Raw genomic sequence first — 19,474 nt, 5'->3', positions numbered from 1 at the left:
CGTTGAACAGCCTCAGTTGGCAAAACTGGAACAATCTGGCCTGATCAACCTGCTGCGCAAGATTCGACAAAAGTATCAGCTTTGTCTTGCAGGCTACTTACGTAACCAGGATCGTACCAAACAGGTTAAAACCCTGGAGAAAATTTTTGCCAAACTTCAGGACATCAGCTGGGGAGCTCCTATTGCTCCTCTCTGGGAAGCCAGCGTAGCCCTGACCGAAGGGCTTCAGGATGAATCCATTGAATACAGTTTGCATACAGTTAATCTGCTGAGAGAACTGGATCATCAGATTCGTCTGTTTATCGAACAAGGCGCGTCGTTTATCAACAACACGCCTGATGACAAACTGTTCAGAGAAATTCTATATTATCTGGCCTGCTCGGACAGCAATGATGGCTTTATCGGTGTCCTTAGCAGCCGCTATCAGCTGCCGGAAGTACTGGCCCGTTTCAGATCAGAAGCTAGCCCTGCTCTGGCAGGTATCGATGCTACCGGCCCAGTTGTCGAAGCACTTAATTTCGAACTGGCTGGTATCAAGGAAGCTCTAGACCTCTATCTTCTGTCGCCTACTCCAGACCCTCTGGTTTTACAGAACCAGCTGCCTGTTATTCAACAGGTTGCCGATACGCTCTCTATTCTGGGTATGGACAATTTTCAAGCCCGCCTGAAAGAGAAAGCGGAACTGGTCCGATCCGTTATAAATACCGGTCAGGATGCTGAAGAACATCTGATGGATGTTGCTGGTACGATCTTACAACTGGAATCTGCTCTCGGCCGATATGCTGCTGGTGAAAGCAGTACAGAAAGCGATGAAACCTTGCTCATCCGCGAGGTTTATCAGGCTGTTATTAAAGAAGCTCGCCAGCAACTGATCCAGACCAAAGATGCCATCGTCGACTATATCGACAGTCAGCACAGTGAAGAGTATCTGACACAGATTCCTGAACTACTCCACAAGGTTCATGGTGGTCTGGCCATGACTCCTCTGTCTCGTGCAGCTGCTCTTCTGGAGCGCTGTGCACGACATATTCAGCTGGAATGGGTGGAACACAAAAGTCTTCCTGAAAAAGAAGAGCTGGAACACCTTGCCGATGCCGTAACCAGTGTTGAGTACTACCTGGAAAGACTGGACGACAAGGTTCAAAGCAGCCACGATGCGATTCTTGATGTCGCTGAAGAAAGCCTGAACGCTCTCAACCCGTTGATTGAAGAAGCTCAACTCAGCAAACCCGAAACCCTCGATGAAGAACAAAGCTTCCTCGATGGCTCGGCGCCTATCGCATTTGATAGCGAGATTGAAACTGTAAATTCAGAGTCTCCGCTGGAGACTGTCTCCAGTGAAAACGTTATCGAGTTTGATTTCTCTGCAGCCCATGCTGCAGATACTGAAGTTGAGCCTGAGCAGGAAGTCACTTCTGAGCTGACCAATACTCTGGACTTCCCCGCTTCTGACAGTATCTTGACTGCACCTGAAGTAGCTGAAACTGTTGAGGTTTCTACAGGTAGTAGTCTGAATGAAGAGATTGATGACAGCCTGATCGATGATGAGTTACTGGAAGTTTTCATCGAGGAAGCTGGTGATGTTCAACGACAGTTGGCTGAAGGTGTTCCTCTCTGGTTGAGCAACCAGGAAGACAATAAAACACTGGCGGATATGCGTCGTGCTTTTCATACATTGAAAGGCAGCGGCCGAATGGTTGGTGCCAATGTTGTTGGTGAACTGGCCTGGTCTGTTGAGAACATGCTCAACCGATTGATTGACGGCACTATTCAATCAACCCACGAACTGCGTCTGCTGCTTGATCAGGTGGCCGGCATGCTGCCGTCCCTGATCGATGATTTTGCGAAACAGAACCAGGTATTGACTCCCGAAGTGCTTGAATGCATGGAAAAGGCTGATGCACTGGCAAAAGGCGAGCAGTACACAATCCCTGGTGATGACACAGCCAGCGAACCAAAAAATATTGCCGATTTTGAAGACGATACGACCAACCTCGAATTCAACACTGAAGAGGCTGATCTTGTCGTTGATCTGAGCAGTTTCGAAGCAGCTGACATAGAAGAGTCTGTTGTTCTTTCTCAAAGCCTCTCTGAAGTAACTCTATCTGAAGAACTACTGTCTGAAGAAGCTGCGACAGCGACCGAAACAGAAGACAGCACAAAAACAGACTACGATGTTCAACTGCTTAATGTTTTTCTTTCTGAATCTCACCTTCATCTGGAAACCGTTCAGCATTTTGTCGACCAGGTTAAGGCTCAGGAAGGCAAACGACAGATCAGCGATAATGTTCAGAGATCTCTGCATACTCTGAAGGGCATTGCCCTGATGACCGAGATTGCCCCGCTGGCAAATTTGATTGTTGCACTCGAAAAAAACATCAAAGACTTCAGAGCGCATCTGATTCCAGCCGATGATCGTGTCATCAACATGCTTGAAAAAGGTCTGGAGCTGATTGACGATGGCCTCCAGCAGCTTTCTGTCTCAGCTAATGAACCTTCATTAGAGCTTGAGGACTACCTGGGCTGGCTGGAAGCTCTGCACGCTCAGTTGCTTTCTGAGCAGCAGAAGCAGGAAGAAGGCTCCCGAATTTATACCGGTGGCCAGAAGTCAGACCTGTTTGCCGATGTTGAGCTTAGAGTATTGCTCGATGCAGACCTTTATCTGAACAAGTGGAAAGACAGATTATCCGCCGATGAACTCATGGAGTTCATGGCTGAACTTGGCTGTATCCGTTCAAGATCTCAAGATGCAACTCTTGAAGCGATGGCTGAGCTTTGTGATGTGCTCACCGGTGTCGTTAACTACCTCTATGCTCATGAGCAAGTGCTGCCAGGCGTTTTATCAGCGCCGTTATCAAACGGCTTTGAAGCACTGATCGATATGATGAATCAGGTAGCTGCACAACAAACACCCATATCACCACAGAGTGTCTTCAGTGAGCTGAGAAAGTCTCTGGAAGAACTTCTGACGCCTACTGTAGAGAAGTTTGCTGCAGAAGAAGTACCTCTCAATCTTTCTGAAGAACCAGATGTTGAAGAAATTACGCTGGAAGCTTCTGAAGACCTCGAGTGGGCTGATGATATAGACGTCGACACTCTGGAGACGAGCTTTGATGCTGGCGATGCTGAAGAGATGATTCTGGAATCCATGTTTGAGGGTTCTGATTCAACATCTGATCTCCTGCATGAACCAGAAGAAATCGTTCTTGCTGAGCCATACATTGACAATGCAGCTATTGAGCCCGTAGCAGCAGCTGAAATCGCCATTGAAGCAGAACAAGTCAATGAGCCTGCTCCAAGCCTGAATATCGAAGTTGAAGAACACGATCTTGAACTTCAGGAACTGTTTCTGGAAGAAGCTGGAGATCTGCTTGAAGACTCCAACCTCGCTCTTGAACAGTGGCTTCACGATGTTAAAAACACCCTGCCACTTGCTGAGCTACAGCGTATTCTGCACACCCTGAAGGGCAGCGCCAGAATGGCAGATCAGCCGGACATTGGTGACCTAAGCCATGCCCTGGAAGATGTGTACAGTGCAATTACCAATGGTCGCCAGGGGGATAACCCGCCCCTGAGAATGATTCAGGCAGCCCACGACCACATCGATCTGATGATTCAGACGTTGAAAAATCAGCAAACACCGCCGTCAGTAACACCACTGATTGAGCGATTGGAAAGCTGGGTTCTCAATAATGAAGACCTTGGACAAGATCTTCCTGTTCAAGCACAACTGCCTGAAACTGAAGAGCTTCCGGATTATCTGGGACAGTCTGAAACTATTACCTTTGAGAGTGACACTCTCAAGAATGATGATCTTCAGAGACAAACTGTTCATAAAGAAGCTCTGGACACTAAAGACGTTGTTGCTGTTGCAAAGGTTCAGCCGCCGGTTGTAAACGATTCTCTACCCAAAACTCAGGTTCTGACTGAAAGAACCGAACCTGTTGCGACCAGAGTTGATACACCGGTTACCCAGAACCTGGTGAAGAACAATGAGCTCATCCGAGTTCCGGCACTGTTGATTGAACAACTGATCAACCTTTCTGGTGAGTCCAGTATTAACCGTGGACGAATCGAACAGCAGATTCAGGATATCAGTCACACTCTGGAAGAGATGGACAGCACCATCGACCGTGTGAAAGAACAGCTCCGTCGTCTTGATACCGAGACCCAGGCACAGATTATCTCGACCTACGACGGTGAAGAAGCGGACAACCCTGAATTCGATCCACTGGAAATGGACCAGTACTCAGAACTGACTCAGCTTTCACGCTCTCTGGTTGAGTCCGCAACTGACCTTAAAGACCTGAAAGAAGCTATTCAGGACAAGAACCGTGATGCGGAAACTCTGCTATTGCAGCAGCACAGAACTCAGCTCGACCTTCAGGAAAAGCTGATTCAGGCTCGAATGGTATCGTTCAGCCGACTGCTGCCACGACTGAGAAAAATTTCCCGACAGCTGTCCAGTGAATTGGGTAAGCCTGCCAACCTGAACGTGACCAACGCTGAAGGTGAGATGGATCGAACCATGCTGGAACGCATGCTTGCTCCACTCGAACACATGTTGCGTAACGCTATTGGTCATGGTCTCGAAGAATCGTCAGATGATCGATTGGCAAAAGGCAAGTCAGCAGAAGGTAACCTCGACTTGTCCATCTCCCGGGATGGTGCCGACATCGTTCTGGAGCTTAAAGACGACGGTCGTGGTATCGATCTTGAGAAAGTTCATGCCAAAGCAGTAGAAAAACGTCTGATAAGTCCGAATGACCAGCTGACTGACCAGGAAATGGCAGAGCTGATTCTTGAACCTGGCTTTACCACTGCCGATTCTATTACCCAGATTTCAGGTCGAGGCGTTGGCCTCGATATCGTAAACACTGAGATTCGTCAGCTGGGCGGTAGCATCCATATCCATTCTGAAAAGGATCTGGGCACTACCATTACACTGCGATTGCCTTTTACCCTATCGGTTAACCGTGCACTGATGGTCGCTATTGGCGAAAACCTTTATGCACTGCCCATGCAGGCAATCGACGGTATTTCCACAGTAGCACCCGATGTACTGACTGACTGTTATCAGAACTCCAAACCTCTTATGTATGCAGGCCAGGAGCACAAAGTAATGTTCCTTGGAGAATTGCTGGGAACATCTCGCCCACGCATTCAGGCAGAGCAATGCCCGGTTATTATTATTCAACGTGGCGGCCAGAACCTTGCCCTTCACGTTGATGAAGTCATCGGTGGTCGTGAAATTTTCACCAAGAGTCTGGGGCCACAGTTCACCGGTTTGATCGGTGTAAACGGAGCTACCATACTGGGTGACGGTCGTGTAGTAATCATCATTGACCCTGCAGCACTGGCCAGACGCCAGAGAACAGTATCCAGAAAAGTCAGCCTGACTGATGATTCCAAGAGTGCGGATATTGCTCGTCGTGTACTGGTAGTCGATGACTCGGTAACGGTACGTAAGGTAACCACGCGCCTGCTTGAACGCTCCGGCTTTGAAGTTGAAAGTGCTCGTGATGGCGTAGAAGCAATGACTCGACTGTCTGAAAGCAACTACGACATCATGCTGCTGGATATCGAGATGCCGAAGATGGACGGTTACGAAGTAGCCAGTGCGGTTCGCAACGATAGTAGAATTGCAGCGCTGCCAATAATCATGATTACTTCTCGAACCGGTGAGAAGCATAAGACCCGGGCGTTCAGCCTGGGGGTTAATGAGTATCTGGGTAAGCCGTTCCAGGAGACTACACTGCTGTCATCCATTGATAAGCTGATTGGCGCTAGAAAAGGAGTTATCTGATGACCAGTACGGTAGATTCACTTCTGCTGCCAATGCAACAACGGCCATTACTGATACCGGTCGATTGCCTGGCTGATGTAATCGATTACAGTCGTCCGACAAAGACCAATAATGATGAAGACTGGTATCTGGGCAAGATAGACTGGCGTGGCCAGTCTATTCCCCTGATTACCTTTGAACGGGCTAATCAAGGTCGATTTGCCGAGTTTTCAGCAACCGCTCGTATCGCAGTTATGCACAGCGCAACAGGGAATGAGCAGCTGCCATTTTACGGAATGGTGGTTCAGGGCGTTCCGCAGAACATTTCCGTTTCTGAGGAAAATATCACTGCTTCCGATGATCAGCCCAGACCTGCTGAAACGCTCCGTGTGACAGTAAGAGAAATGGCTATGGCTATCCCGGATCTGGCCAGGCTGGAACAGATGCTTACTGATTAATCAGTCGGCTATGGCATGCCAGCAAATGCAGGCATGCCTTTATTCAAATATCTCCCCAGAGATACTGCATTAGCGTAACAGCCGTGATCGGAGCAGTTTCTGTTCTCAGAACCCTTGGCCCCAGAGCCAGAGCATTGAAACCCTGACCTTCCGCCATAACAATCTCATCTGCTGTCAGACCACCTTCTGGCCCAATCATCAAAGACACGGATTTCGGCTGATCAAAACCTTCCAGTTTTTTCTCCGTGCGATGATGGAGCACAAATTTCAGTTCACTTTGCTGTTCTTTAGCCCAGTCGCTGACAGATTTTGGTGGATGAATAACTGGAACTCTGTTCAAGCCACATTGTTCACAGGCACTGATAGCAACCTGTTGCCAGTGGTTCAAACGCTTTTCCAGGCGGTCTGCCTTCAGTTTTACCTCACAACGCTCTGAAAACAGTGGTGTTATCTCGGTGACACCCATTTCCGTTGCTTTCTGAATGGCATAATCCATCCTTTCACCACGGCTGAGAGTCTGACCGAGATGGATTTTGAGCGGAGATGATGTCGCAGATTCTATTTCCGATTCCAGCACTACACTGACCGTTTTTTTGCTGACTTCAGTAATCTTTCCCTGAAAACTACTATCTTCACCATTGAAGAGAACCAAAGGTTCTTCAGGATTCATACGCAAAACTTTACCAACATGGTTCGCGGCACTGTCAGTCAGCTCAACAACTTGGTTAACTGCCAGAGGTTGCGGAGTATAGATGCGGGGATTTCTCATGAAAAAGATATCTACAGGGAAATAAAAGGCATTATATCCCAGAGAGGATTACAGAGTCAGAGAGCATTTACTCTCTGGCTCTATAGAGCGTCAATTTATATCAGCTTCAGGTTACGGCAGATGTTCTTTGCCGGTGCAGCCTGATTCAGCGCATAGAAGTGTAAACCCGGAACACCCTGACTGATCAATTGCTCACAGATTCCGGTCATCACTTCTTCACCAAACTGCTTAATGCTGGTGACATCATCACCGTAAGCTTCCAGCTGCTTGCGAACCCAGCGTGGGATTTCAGCACCACAGGCGTCGGAGAATCGAGCAAGGCGGCTGTAGTTTGTGATTGGCATAATGCCCGGAATAATAGGCAAATCCAGCCCCATACCCTGTGCACGTTCAACAAAATAGAAGTAACTGTCAGCGTTGAAGAAGTACTGGGTAATCGCAGAGCTGGCACCAGCCTCAGCCTTACGCTTGAAGTTCAACAGGTCTACTTCAAAATTCGGAGACTGGGGGTGGGCTTCCGGATAAGCAGCTACTTCCAGATGAAAGTGATCACCGGTTTCCTCACGGATGAACGACACCAGTTCATTAGCGTACTGAAACTCACCCATGGAACGACCCATACCTGATGGCAGATCACCACGCAGAGCAACAATGCGGCTTACGCCTTCTGACTTGTAACGTTCCAGCAATGCTTTCAGTTCTTCACGACTGTCCCCCACACAGGACAGATGCGGAGCCGTATCTATACCGGTAAATTCCTTAATACTACGAACGGTACCTGCCGTCTTTTCACGGGTAGAACCACCAGCGCCATAAGTGACTGAGTAAAAGTGAGGATTACATTCCGCCAGTTCCTTAGCTGTTTCATTCAGCTTCTGAGAGCCCTCAGGGGTCTTGGCAGGAAAGAATTCAAAACTGATTGGGAGTACTGTATCTGTCATTTTTATATTCTGCTTTCGCCTGCTTTTGCAGGTCATTTACTTCTACAGCTCAACACTGCTTCTGTTTTTTTATCAGCTAGTTTTCAACTAGAGATCAATATTTATAATCATCACCCTTGAACGGGCCATGCTTTGAAACGTTTATGTAGCCTGCCTGCTGGTCAGTCAGCCGGGTGATAACACCACCAAAACCTTCCACCATATAACTGGCAACTTCTTCATCCAGCTCTTTGGGCAAAACCTGCAGAGAGATCATTTCTGCTTTCCGGTTTGCCGGCAGATTGGCAAAATCCGCCTTGTAGAGATGTATCTGAGCAAGCACCTGATTGGCAAAAGAGCCGTCCATGATTCTGGAGGGATGCCCTGTTGCATTACCCAGGTTGACCAGTCTGCCTTCGGATAAAAGGATTAGATGATCATTGTCTGCTTTGCTTCTCTGAATCTTATGAACCTGAGGTTTAATTTCTTCCCACTGCCAGTTATCTCTCATAAAAGCAGTATCAATTTCGGTATCGAAGTGACCAATATTGCAGACTACACAGCCATTTTTCAGCGCTTTGAGCATTTCCCGGTCACAGACGTGAACATTGCCTGTTGTCGTCACCAGTAAATCAGTTGTGCCTAACACCAGCTGATTCACAGACTCAGCAGAGCCATCATTGACACCATTAATATAGGGAGAAACAACTTCAAAGCCATCCATACAGGCCTGCATGGCACAGATAGGATCAATCTCGGTTACCTTCACAATCATCCCTTCCTGTCGAAGAGATGCTGCCGAACCTTTGCCTACATCACCGTAACCAACCACCAGTGCTTTCTTACCTGACAGTAAATGGTCTGTTGCTCTTTTGATGGCATCATTCAATGAATGACGGCAGCCGTATTTATTGTCGTTCTTACTTTTGGTAATCGCATCGTTCACATTGATGGCAGGTACTTTCAATGAACCATCCTGCAAGCGTTCCAATAGTCGGTGAACACCTGTGGTGGTTTCTTCCGAAATACCGTGAATCTGATCAAGTAACTGTGGGTACTTTTCATGGAGCAGCAGTGTCAGATCACCACCATCATCCAGAACAAGGTTTGCCCCCCAGGGTTGACCGTCTTCACCAACAATAGTTTTCTCTATGCACCACCAGAACTCTTCCTCGGTTTCACCTTTCCATGCAAAAACCGGAATTCCAGCTGCGGCAACAGCCGCTGCAGCATGATCCTGAGTAGAGAAAATATTACAGGAAGACCAGCGAACATCTGCGCCCAAATCCACCAGCGTTTCAATCAACACAGCGGTTTGAATGGTCATATGAATACAGCCCATGATACGAGCGCCTTTTAAAGGCTGCTGATCACGGTACTTGCTACGGATAGCCATGAGCGCTGGCATCTCCCCCTCAGCAATTCGAATCTCACGACGTCCCCATTCTGCCAGTGACATATCCGCCACTCGGTAGTCTGTGAATGAGGTGTTTGTAAGGCTTCCTACTGCTGCGGGGTTTGAGCTCATGTTCGAGTCCCGTTATGCGTATTTACCGAAATTAGTATGAAGTTTAACAGCGGCCTCAACCTATATCAAATAATTTTGATATAGGTTGATTATATCTCAATCAAACCGAAATGCGCCTTCGGGGCATTCCCACAAACCCTGCCACTCACTTTCCTTAATTCTTACTGTATTGGAACCGTCTGCAGAAATATCGACTTCACGAATATAGATACCCGGCGGCATGCCCATAGCTGTCATCAGGAAGTCCTGCTGCCTTATCTTGTAAGTGGTTTTAAGCAGGTTGCCATCTTTACTGTAGATTTTGGATATCTGGGCAGGGTTGAGCATGAAAGCAAAACTATAAGGATCATCTTTCCTTGGTGATTTTCTGGGTCTAACCAGAGTACATTTTCCCATGTCCAGAGAGCCCTCTATCTGCTCCCCCTTGTTGAAGGCTTTCTCGACCTGTTTGTAGACAGTAGTTTCCTTTCCGTAGCTGACTGTCGACAACAAAACCGTAGAAACAACAGCAAGGGAAAACCGTGTCGATTTCCAGAGACTGGAATGACTCAACATAATGCACTCTCATTTTTCAGTGGAAGATAAACGACAACCATCCATGGCATGGGAATCCATCAGTCAGCAGTAAACTGATTATTTTCAATCTGATAGTGATAATGAATCTGCTTCATGGCTCTTTCGAGCTGTTTTAAAGGCAGATTCAGGTCATCCGACAATTGTTCAAGACCGTCACAACCAAGCCTTAATCGCTCATTAGCAATACCAAGGAGAATGTGAGGCTCAAGACGCTCAGGGTGATTGATCTCCATAAATCTATACCTCAAAAAAATCAGGTCACCGGAGATCTTCAGGATAGATGAAAGAGTGAATACTGTGATGATTGTTGAGAGCTAAATGCGACTAAAAGTCAGGGGATATAAAAAATGCTCTTTGATATTCTCAAAGAGCATTCGATTATATGTGTCCAGGCACATAGCCTGCCACTAATCAGTACATAGAGATAATATCGTTTGTTGTAAGGCCTTCAGGTACATAACTGACAACATTGTATGCACCAGCAGCCAGTTTACCTGCTCCTTTAATGGTACTGGAAGTAAGCTGAGCCCCGGTCTTTGCAGCATAGTAGCTACCTTTGACAGCAAGCTTTCCTGCCTTACCACCTATGGCACCACAGATTGCACCACCGAATCCGCTACCGATTGAAGCACCACCGCGTACAGCCCTCTTGGCTGTATCGCCACCAGAAACTAAAGCTGCCAGGCCAGCCACTGGAAGAGACACTACAGCTCCGACAGCAGCACCAGAGACAGATCCAGCACCATACCCTGTGGCATAGCCTAAGTTCTCACCAATATTGATGCCAGCATTAGCCAGCCCGGTACCAATTTTACCAGCCGCTTTCCATAAAAAACTTTTCGTTGCACTGAGGTATCCCTTCGGTTTTTCTCCCTCTAGTGGCAATTTCATTTTCTCAGCTCGAATCACGAACGTCATATCATTCTGACATGAAATCTGAAGCAGATTGTCCTGATCAGCTGCTGGTACTACATCTTTCGAAGGGCTTTCAATTTTGGCTGACTGAGCAACCACAGGAGCGCTTTCCTTAAGATGAGTTGCAAGACTATCTGGCTGAACGCTGGCAGCTGCTTTGCTCCCCAATGGGCTTACTGCTTTGCGTAAATGGGCGGGTACTCGGCTGAGTAACCTGGCTCCAGGTTCAACTATCGAACACATAAACCTGCCAAACATGCCTTTCACTGTATCCAGGGCTTTCTTTACCAGGTTTGATAGTCCCCCAGACTGACTACTACTGCAGAAAAATCGCTGTATTCCACCAATATCCATAATAACTCCCCCCAAGTTTGTATTATTCAGATTGGTTACGTGGGAAAGTTTGCAGGCTGAGCGAAGCATAAACACTATCAAAGCAGTAAGAATGACTAACAATAAAAAAGGCCACCCGAAGGCAGCCTTTTCAGAGACATTGATTCAGTTTGAATCAGATGCCTGCAGCAGCACGCAGAGCGTCAGCCTTGTCAGTACGTTCCCAGGTGAAGTCAGCTTCTTCACGACCAAAGTGACCGTAAGCAGCTGTCGCCTGATAGATTGGACGTTTCAGGTCCAGCATATCGATCAGGCCCTTAGGACGCAGGTCGAAGTGCTCACGAACCAGCTCACCAATCCTGGCATCGGAAATCTTGCCAGTACCGAATGTATCGATAGAGATAGAAGTCGGCTCGGCAACACCAATAGCGTAGGAAACCTGGATCTCACACTTGTCAGCCAGACCCGCAGCAACCACGTTCTTGGCAACATAACGGCCAGCGTATGCAGCAGAACGGTCAACCTTTGATGGGTCCTTACCGGAGAAAGCACCACCGCCATGACGAGCCATGCCACCGTAGGTATCAACGATGATCTTGCGACCTGTCAGACCACAGTCACCAACCGGACCACCAATCACGAAGATACCAGTCGGGTTAATGTGGAACTTGGTGTCTGCATGCAGCCATTCAGCAGGCAGAACCGGCTTGATAACATGTTCCAGAATGTCTTTCTTCAGCTGTTCCTGAGTCACATCAGGGTTGTGCTGAGTAGACAGAACCACGGCATCAACGCTGACAACCTTGCCTTCGCTGTCATAACGCATGGTTACCTGACTCTTGGCATCAGGACGCAGGTAAGGCAGAGTGCCATTCTTGCGCATTTCAGCCTGACGTTTCACCAACTCGTGTGAGTAGTAAATCGGTGCAGGCATCAGCACAGGAGTTTCGTTGGTAGCGTAACCAAACATCAGACCCTGGTCACCAGCGCCCTGTTCATGTTCATTGGTTTCATCAACACCCACAGCGATGTCCGGAGACTGCTTGCCGATAGCGTTCAGTACCGCAACACACTCGCCATCAAAGCCCAGATCACCATGGTCATAACCAATCTTAACTACAACCTTGCGGACCAGATCTTCAATATCCACGTAAGTTTCAGTACGAACCTCACCGGCCACAATGACCATGCCGGTTTTAACCATGGTTTCTACTGCAACACGTGCATCCGGATCATCTTTCAGGATGGCATCCAGAATAGCGTCAGAAATCTGGTCGGCAATCTTATCCGGATGACCTTCGGATACTGACTCAGAGGTAAACAGAGAATAATCTGCCATTGTCGTTTCCGCCTCTTATCCTATCTATAACTACGTATTCAAAAGATGTTTTTCAGAACCGGCTATTCAGAACAATTTGTGTTCAAAAGAGCCATCACGTCATCGTCTTATAGAAGCGTCTGACCTGAATCTGAAAACCATTACGAAGCCCCAGAAACTGGGACTCACCTATTTCAAGACCGGTTTCCTGTGCCCAGCCATCCAGCTCTTCGACACTGAAACCCAGCCATAAATCGCCACAGGATTCCTTGACCCAATCCTGATCGTGGCTGCTGAGTTCGCTCACCAGCAGACTGCCACCGGGTTTCAGTAACCTGGACACCCATGAAAATATGCCAAATGGGCTGGCCACATGGTGCAACACCATATTAGCCACTATGCAGTCAAACTGTTCGTTCAGTTCGTTCAGCGTGTCTATTTCGCCATGAACAAACTGAACATTGTGCAGATTGTTTTCCTTTACTCTCTGCTCGCTGATAACCAGCATTTCGCTCGAGTTATCAACTGCATACACTCGATCAAAACGGGAGCTCAGGGTATCGAGGAACTCTCCCTCACCCGGTCCAAGCTCCATTGCCAGTGATTGTGCAGGCAGCTCTGTTTTTTCCAGAACGTCTGCAACACAGCGGGCATAAAGATCGTGATCTGCAATCAGTTCCTGATGCTGTCGGAACTGATTAATATTTCTGGCAAAAAAAGCCATGGACTGTTCAGCCCGTTGACTCCTGATGAACTCAACCCGACGGTTTAATTCGTCAGGAAGAACCAGCTCATCCACCGCTGCATACAGTGAACGCATCAGATTACTGCTGATGCCTTCTGTTGCAGGCAGAGAGCGCCGGTAAAATATGGTGTTGCCTTCCTTGCGGGTACTGACCAGTTCGGCCTGTGCCAGAACTTTCAGATGGTGACTCATGGCAGGCTGTCGCATATCAAAGATACTGCTGAGCTCCAGTACGCCAAACGAGTCGGTGCTGAGTACACGAAGGATTTTCAGCCTCAGCACATCACCATACGCTTTTCCCAAAGCGGCCAGCTGTTCCACTGATCCTGAATCTGACACAAAAGGCTCCTGTTTTTAGCTTCTGGCTATCGGTAGGCCATGCTTAAGTACCCAGACATACGAATTCTGGAGCTGTTTGCTCGCCTGCGGCGGGCAAACAGCAATTTAATATTCGATTGCGTGTGTCTGCACACTTATCGGGTGAAGCCTTATTCATAGCAATCTCTTCACCGAAAATCATGTTTTCACGAAGGCAGGCATCGCCTTTTACTAGTCCATTTGTCTGGCGGCGAAGTCTAACAAGGGAATAGAGGTATATCAAAACTTTTTGATATAGGTAAAATTACGATCTATGAGAGGCTAAATAACTTTAGAGGAGTAAAAGCTGGAAGTAGAAACATTTTAACGGCTACCCAAGTATTCTCAGCGACAACGATATAGCTAATAAAGAGATCCTATTGATCTTGTCCTGAGGCCCCCCAGAGACTGCTCTCATCATCAATACCTCGTCTAGGTCTGGTTTCAGCTTTAGCGACATTGTTCGCATGCAACACGTCCTTTCCTCTTTTCCATATCTCTAGTGTTGTCAGATCCACATCAATCTTCGCTGGCTCTTCACGATTATGTTCATGATTTAATAGAACATATCTTTCACAGTCCTTACCCTTATATCCTGTCTTTGAGATGACCAGTTCCATAAGTTCCAGACCCTCTTTCCACTGCCCTTTTTGACAAGAGAGAACGCCTAACTCCATTTCGAGTTCATTCTTTTTTCTGGTAATTAGACTTGTGCTGGTCAATGTATGATTTGATTCCAGTGCCTTAATAGCTCTTTTATATCTCTCAAGACTGAATGGCTTCAACACTGGATTCATATGTTTTTCCACCAGCATTAATAGAAAATCACTGTACTGATTGGGCGCTTCAAAATCAGATACTGTATTCAAGTATTCAATAACGTCTTTCAATTCTTCCAAATTATTTGCACTAAGATTTTCACCCGTTTTAGCTTTCAGGAAGAGTTCTTTAGCCGTATCATTCAGCTGTTCCAATTGCGCTGATACAGTGCCCATGCTTTCTTGGCTTTCATCTACAACATCAAATTCCTGAATGCTTTTTATAGCTTGTTTCAAGGAGGTGATTTTTTCAGCCAAGTCAGCTTTATCTTCAATTTCCTTAAACGCAGAAGAAACCGAAGAGATCACTTTTTCATTATCTCTCGCTGCAGCCAGTTTTACATGAGTACTTACAGTGTCATAGACTTCTTTCACAAGCTCAATTCTATCCTTCTTGCTTATCCCCGAATCCTGACGAGATAGCCGCTGTAATTCAGCCTGCAGCTCCTGCAAAAGCTTACTATCCAGCATCATTGATTCAGAAGCAGTTGCCGCTTTCGAAAAACGTAAAAGAGCTACTTGCTCCAGAGAAGAAAACACTTCTTTTTTCTTCAATCCCGGCACAGAAATCGCCTCATCACCCAATACTGACTGATAGCGTTTTAGGTCTGCCATACATTGCTTAAGCTCATTTATATCTTGAGATTGATAAGCAGCTTTTGCGGTTTTTCTGGCCTTCGCCCTTATGTAAATACGGGCAATAGGATTAAAGACTTTTAACAACCCTTTCGCTTGAACCAGACGATCAGAAATGGGTCTCTTACTATGAGGAGGAAGTGCCATTAAATCATCAAGCTGAAGACTACCCACTTCATACCTGGCCACTTTCCAGCTCACCCACGCGCCGCTGCTTGAACGTTCTTTTCCAGCACTAGATGAACCAGGTGCCCTAAAAGCAGGCTTATCAACAGGCCCAGATCGATTCATAGTAGAATTCCTTTCCCTATGATTTTTATAAATAAGCTAGTGTTCTCAGCCACTAACCATGGTCATCTATCAACTGGCAGCGCTTTACTTCCTTTTGACTTCAATGTGAGGAGGGTCAATAAAGTCCTCAAGCCGGCTGGATTCATCAGGTACCATAGAGCCCCTCTTGTCCATAAGAGCCTTAAGCCCTCGATCCCAGATGACGCCATCGACAGGCAAATCAACTGGCTTAGGTATCTTCACATCAGAGTTCATACACAGCTCAACATATTTCATACACTCACCAGATAACCAGCCTCTTGATGAAATCGCCTTTTCCATGACTTCCAGACCTTTGGCCCAGTCACCCATTTTGCAAAGTACTGCTCCACTCTCCAGATCAACTTCAACCTGCCTGAATCTCAGGCTCATCATGTCACCGATACCCAATTTCGTATCTAGTGCCTGCCTGGCACTTTCACAATGTTTTAAGGTCAACGGAACGATGGCTGTATATTTTTCCGAGAGTTTCACGAGAAATTTCTTGTAGTCGCCCGGAGGGGGCATCCCCTGCCCACTGTAAACTTCCTCAATCAAAGCTTTGAGGTCAACCATTGCCTCAAGCCCAATACCTTCGTCATTAACAGCTTGATCAAAAAGCTCTGCAAGTTTCGTCAGAAAGCTTTTGTTGAACGACTTCATTAATTCCGCAGATTCCTTACTACCATCTGAACCGTCAAGATGGTCCAGTGTGTCCAGAGATAGCTTGAGACAGCCAACTCTTTCGTCAATTGAAGCAACTCGTCCCATGTTATTGAGCACAGCTTGAGCCTCTGAAAATAACTCTCTATTTTTTTCCTCTACTGTCATAACTGAATGTGGATTAACAAGTATTTCTATTCTTGTTAAATGCGAGTTCACCAACTCTTCTACTTCCTTTTTTAGCTCAACATTGCTCGTAGAAGGAAGTTTATTCTCTGTCTGAAGTAAACTCAGTCCAGCCATTAGTTGCTGAAGCGATTCGCGTTGTACCTTTAGGCTGGCGGTGTCATCAGTCTGTTCTAAGCCAGATACGGTACCTTTTATGTACAACATCAAAGCACGCTCCTCTAATGAGAAAAGTGACTCTGTCTGGCCATCAGGCATAGTAACCATTTCATTTCCCAGTAGTTCTGAATAATGGTTCAAGTCTGATAGATGTCTCGCTTGCTCATCAGGCTTCGTATCCGCATACGCTGCTACTGCTGCTCTGTGGGCTTTGCTCCTAACGTAGGATTTTGCTGCCAGAGTAAAAACATACAAAAAGACTTTGGTTGCCCCTGTTGCCTTAACCAGATAGTCCGTTAGAGATTTGCTTTTCTGTAAAGAAAGACTCATGTGATCTGACAACTTCGAGCTGGAGCCGTGGGCCTTCTTCACTCCCCTACTACTCCAAGAAGCAGCCTGGGGCTGTTCAACATGCGTAGGTGCTGAAGTTGTGACTGAATTACTGCGGCTCCGGTTTTGATCCAGTGGGCCTGTAGACATCCCTGAATTCCTTTTCTAATTCAACTATCTATAGGTTAGTCGGACAGACAAGAAATAATTTCAGTCGGACCTTATGCCAGCGTCCATACTCATCACCCCAAATGGCATAAAGGTTTTTTCTCTATGTTTTATAAACACTTATGAATATTTTCAATCGGCTCTCCTCCCTGACCTGGAAGCTGGTTTTGATGATGTTCTGCACCATTATCAATTTCGACATTCTCAGAAACCTCAAAGAATCGATGTTGCTACCCAGGTTCGGTGCGGAGGTCATTCCATTTATAAAGTTCTGGCTGGTTATCCCCGAGGCTTTCATTTTTCTGGCAACTTATAGCTTCATGGCCAATAGATTGTCACCTAAAAGACTGTTTATCTTCACTTTGCTGCCTTTTATTATCTGGGTACCACTGTTTAGCCAGTACCTCTACCCAAACCTGAGCAATCTTGCCCTGAATCAGGCAGCTGACCGGTTAGCCCTGATAACTCCAGGCAGTCTTTCTGCATTGCCTGAGCTGGTCAGATACTGGCCATTAACGTTGTTTTTTGGCGTTGGAGAACTGTGGGGGAGTGGTGTTATAGCCCTACTGTTCTGGACACTGGCAAATGATCTTCATGATTCCAATGCGGCCACAGACAATTATCCCCTGATAGCCATGCTCGGGAATTCCGCTTCTCTCATATCGGGTCCGCTGATTCTTTACTGTCTTTTGCGGGAAAATGGCGCTGACTGGCAGGGAAATCTGGACAGGCTCACTCTCTTATTCCTATTTAATGCTGCGGTTATGTTACTCATCCACGCAAACTGCCAGAGCTCAAAGCATCCCAGACACGTAAAAAATACCACTACCATGCTGTCTTTTCATGCCAGCATTAAATACCTGACACAATCTCCACAACTGTACCTGTTGGCGTTATTGGTACTGTTTTACTGTATTTCATTCAACATGATCGAAGTGGCATGGAAAAGCCAGCTCGTGGTTGTTTACAACAGTGAGCGGGATTACTCCATTTTTATGAGCAAGATGACGTTATTAAATGGCATTGGCTGCCTTGTGTGCGGCGTTATTCTTCAACATCTATTGAAAAAGGGATGGAAGCCCGCTGCATTAGCAACGCCCTGGTTAATGCTGGCAACGGGTGCCCCTTTTTTTGCTCTGGTTCTTTACAATCAATACCTGCTCAATGCTTCTGGTGCTATTTCACAAATACTTTTACAGGTTACCTTGCTGATAGGACTTATCAATAATGTGCTGAGTAAGTCAGCCAAATACACTTTCTTCGATGCCACCAAAGAGATAGCCTTTGTTCCTCTCGATAATGAACAGAAATACAAAGGCAAAGCCGCTATTGAGCTGGTTGTAAGCCGGGTAGGAAAGTCAGGCAGTGCATTACTGCAGCAAGGCCTGATCATAATGCTGGGGTCGTTGGCTCTGTCCATGTTCTGGCTTTCAGGACTGTTTGTTGTGGCCATTATTTTCTGGATAAAGGCCATCTACAGCCTGAATCAAAAACGCTCCGATTAAGAGGCTGTTTGAAGAGCGTCTGTCCTAATGCGGTTACAGTAAATCGAGGATACTTATCAAACAGCCTCTAAGCTGCATTTAAATGCCAGTCGTAGGAGATATAGTTTTCTTTTATTGCTGAATTTTGCAGAAGTTCCTGAACCAGTTTTCGATCAGGGTGGTGATTAATAATGAAGTGTCGTACACCTGAGTCACCAAAGTCTTTAGCATACCACTTGAAAATCATTGGCAGGTTCAGCTTACGGTCACCGATAGAAACAAATTTCTGCAGATAGCCTTGAGCAGCTTTTCCAATGCACTCTTCTGCCGTTGAGGAGTTGAACGTTTTCAACGGTGGTGATGAAAAGCAAGCTGAGTACAGACCGGTATGAAGTCTTGGATCCAGCTTGGAAAGTACCAGAACCCGTCTTGAATCAGAGTTGCTAAACGCTTTGCTAATTGTGCCTGGAAGTCTGGCATTTCGTCTCAAAACGCCATGTTCAATTTCATCAAGATTTAGCTGATAACCACCTATTTCATAGGAATGATCCCGATAAAAGCCGCTGTTCTCTTTCAGGCTGCCTTCAACGCCTGAAAAACAAGCTGCATGAATCAGCAGCAGGTTATAAACATTCATCCAGAAAGCCAGTCGCTTAGCGTCAGTGGTCAGCTTCAGTACCGGATCAAAGTCTTTTAGCTGTCGCGTAAACAGTACAGCACGGTAATATTCTTCAGAATTTCGGCACTGCTCATAATCAAACAAGTGTCGTTCAGTCTCATAGTAGCGGTCAATAATGGTTTGAAGGTGTTTGCTGATGTCTTCTGACATGCAGCATTCATCACTCTTTCTTATTGATGCTACGCCTTCATTCAGAACCATGACTTCTCTCTACTTTTTTGTGGGTATTTAAAAATATACGATTAAAAACAGACCATGGTTTCATATTTAATGGGTTATCTGTAGCAAATACCAACCTGTAGCATATAAGCCAAAAAAAGTGCTGAATCGGAAAACCT

The 19,474-nt window shown here is 46.5% G+C and carries 15 protein-coding genes; 3 read left to right on the top strand and 12 right to left on the bottom strand.

Annotated features, from left to right (window positions below; translation table 11 throughout):
* Positions 1 to 751 precede the first annotated feature (751 nt).
* Positions 752 to 916, bottom strand: coding sequence for a hypothetical protein (locus tag EOPP23_RS21720; RefSeq protein ID WP_370514583.1), 165 nt, complete (start codon positions 914 to 916; stop codon positions 752 to 754).
* Between the two features lie 60 nt (positions 917 to 976).
* Here EOPP23_RS21720 and EOPP23_RS00905 point away from each other — a divergent pair, with 60 nt between their 5' ends.
* Positions 977 to 5,806, top strand: coding sequence for an Hpt domain-containing protein (locus tag EOPP23_RS00905; protein ID WP_370514582.1), 4,830 nt, complete (start codon positions 977 to 979; stop codon positions 5,804 to 5,806).
* Complete coding sequence (locus tag EOPP23_RS00900) at positions 5,806 to 6,243, top strand: chemotaxis protein CheW (RefSeq protein WP_153764096.1); 438 nt, start codon at positions 5,806 to 5,808, stop codon at positions 6,241 to 6,243. The genes EOPP23_RS00905 and EOPP23_RS00900 overlap by 1 nt, the downstream gene beginning before the upstream one ends.
* Before the next feature lie 43 nt (positions 6,244 to 6,286).
* Here EOPP23_RS00900 and EOPP23_RS00895 read toward each other — a convergent pair whose 3' ends face one another.
* The 10 genes from EOPP23_RS00895 to EOPP23_RS00850 form a co-directional block, all read right to left on the bottom strand.
* Positions 6,287 to 7,012 carry a 16S rRNA (uracil(1498)-N(3))-methyltransferase gene (locus EOPP23_RS00895; protein WP_153764095.1) on the bottom strand — a complete coding sequence of 242 codons (726 nt, stop codon included), beginning with the start codon at positions 7,010 to 7,012 and terminating at the stop codon, positions 6,287 to 6,289.
* Positions 7,013 to 7,107: 95 nt separating this feature from the next.
* Entirely contained in the window at positions 7,108 to 7,953 is an 846-nt protein-coding gene (metF, locus tag EOPP23_RS00890; protein ID WP_153764094.1) for a methylenetetrahydrofolate reductase [NAD(P)H], read from the bottom strand.
* A gap of 94 nt (positions 7,954 to 8,047) precedes the next feature.
* Positions 8,048 to 9,460 carry an adenosylhomocysteinase gene (gene ahcY / locus EOPP23_RS00885; protein WP_153764093.1) on the bottom strand — a complete coding sequence of 471 codons (1,413 nt, stop codon included), beginning with the start codon at positions 9,458 to 9,460 and terminating at the stop codon, positions 8,048 to 8,050.
* Between the two features lie 96 nt (positions 9,461 to 9,556).
* Complete coding sequence (locus EOPP23_RS00880; protein WP_153764092.1) at positions 9,557 to 10,015, bottom strand: hypothetical protein; 459 nt, start codon at positions 10,013 to 10,015, stop codon at positions 9,557 to 9,559.
* A 59-nt stretch (positions 10,016 to 10,074) separates the two neighbouring features.
* Positions 10,075 to 10,269: a DUF4250 domain-containing protein gene (locus tag EOPP23_RS00875; protein WP_153764091.1), complete on the bottom strand. Its 195-nt coding sequence runs from the start codon at positions 10,267 to 10,269 to the stop codon at positions 10,075 to 10,077.
* A gap of 178 nt (positions 10,270 to 10,447) precedes the next feature.
* Entirely contained in the window at positions 10,448 to 11,305 is an 858-nt protein-coding gene (locus EOPP23_RS00870) for a hypothetical protein (RefSeq protein WP_153764090.1), read from the bottom strand.
* 154 nt (positions 11,306 to 11,459) lie between these two features.
* A complete protein-coding gene (gene metK / locus EOPP23_RS00865) occupies positions 11,460 to 12,623 on the bottom strand; it encodes a methionine adenosyltransferase (RefSeq protein ID WP_153764089.1) in 1,164 nt (387 codons plus the stop codon).
* A 94-nt stretch (positions 12,624 to 12,717) separates the two neighbouring features.
* Entirely contained in the window at positions 12,718 to 13,686 is a 969-nt protein-coding gene (locus EOPP23_RS00860) for an ArsR/SmtB family transcription factor (RefSeq protein WP_370514571.1), read from the bottom strand.
* Positions 13,687 to 14,081: 395 nt separating this feature from the next.
* Complete coding sequence (locus tag EOPP23_RS00855; protein WP_153764088.1) at positions 14,082 to 15,449, bottom strand: hypothetical protein; 1,368 nt, start codon at positions 15,447 to 15,449, stop codon at positions 14,082 to 14,084.
* A gap of 84 nt (positions 15,450 to 15,533) precedes the next feature.
* Positions 15,534 to 16,955, bottom strand: coding sequence for a hypothetical protein (locus EOPP23_RS00850; RefSeq protein WP_153764087.1), 1,422 nt, complete (start codon positions 16,953 to 16,955; stop codon positions 15,534 to 15,536).
* Positions 16,956 to 17,095: 140 nt separating this feature from the next.
* Here EOPP23_RS00850 and EOPP23_RS00845 point away from each other — a divergent pair, with 140 nt between their 5' ends.
* Positions 17,096 to 18,478, top strand: a complete 1,383-nt coding sequence (locus tag EOPP23_RS00845; RefSeq protein ID WP_153764086.1) for an Npt1/Npt2 family nucleotide transporter — start codon at positions 17,096 to 17,098, stop codon at positions 18,476 to 18,478.
* Between the two features lie 67 nt (positions 18,479 to 18,545).
* Here the strand turns inward: EOPP23_RS00845 and EOPP23_RS00840 are convergent, their stop codons facing one another.
* Positions 18,546 to 19,337, bottom strand: coding sequence for a DUF547 domain-containing protein (locus tag EOPP23_RS00840; RefSeq protein ID WP_153764085.1), 792 nt, complete (start codon positions 19,335 to 19,337; stop codon positions 18,546 to 18,548).
* Positions 19,338 to 19,474: the final 137 nt, after the last annotated feature.

The organism is Endozoicomonas sp. OPT23 (assembly GCF_009653635.1).
GTDB lineage: Bacteria > Pseudomonadota > Gammaproteobacteria > Pseudomonadales > Endozoicomonadaceae > Endozoicomonas_A.
Note: the sequence above shows the minus strand (reverse complement) of the source record. Positions and strands in the feature narration are given on the sequence as shown.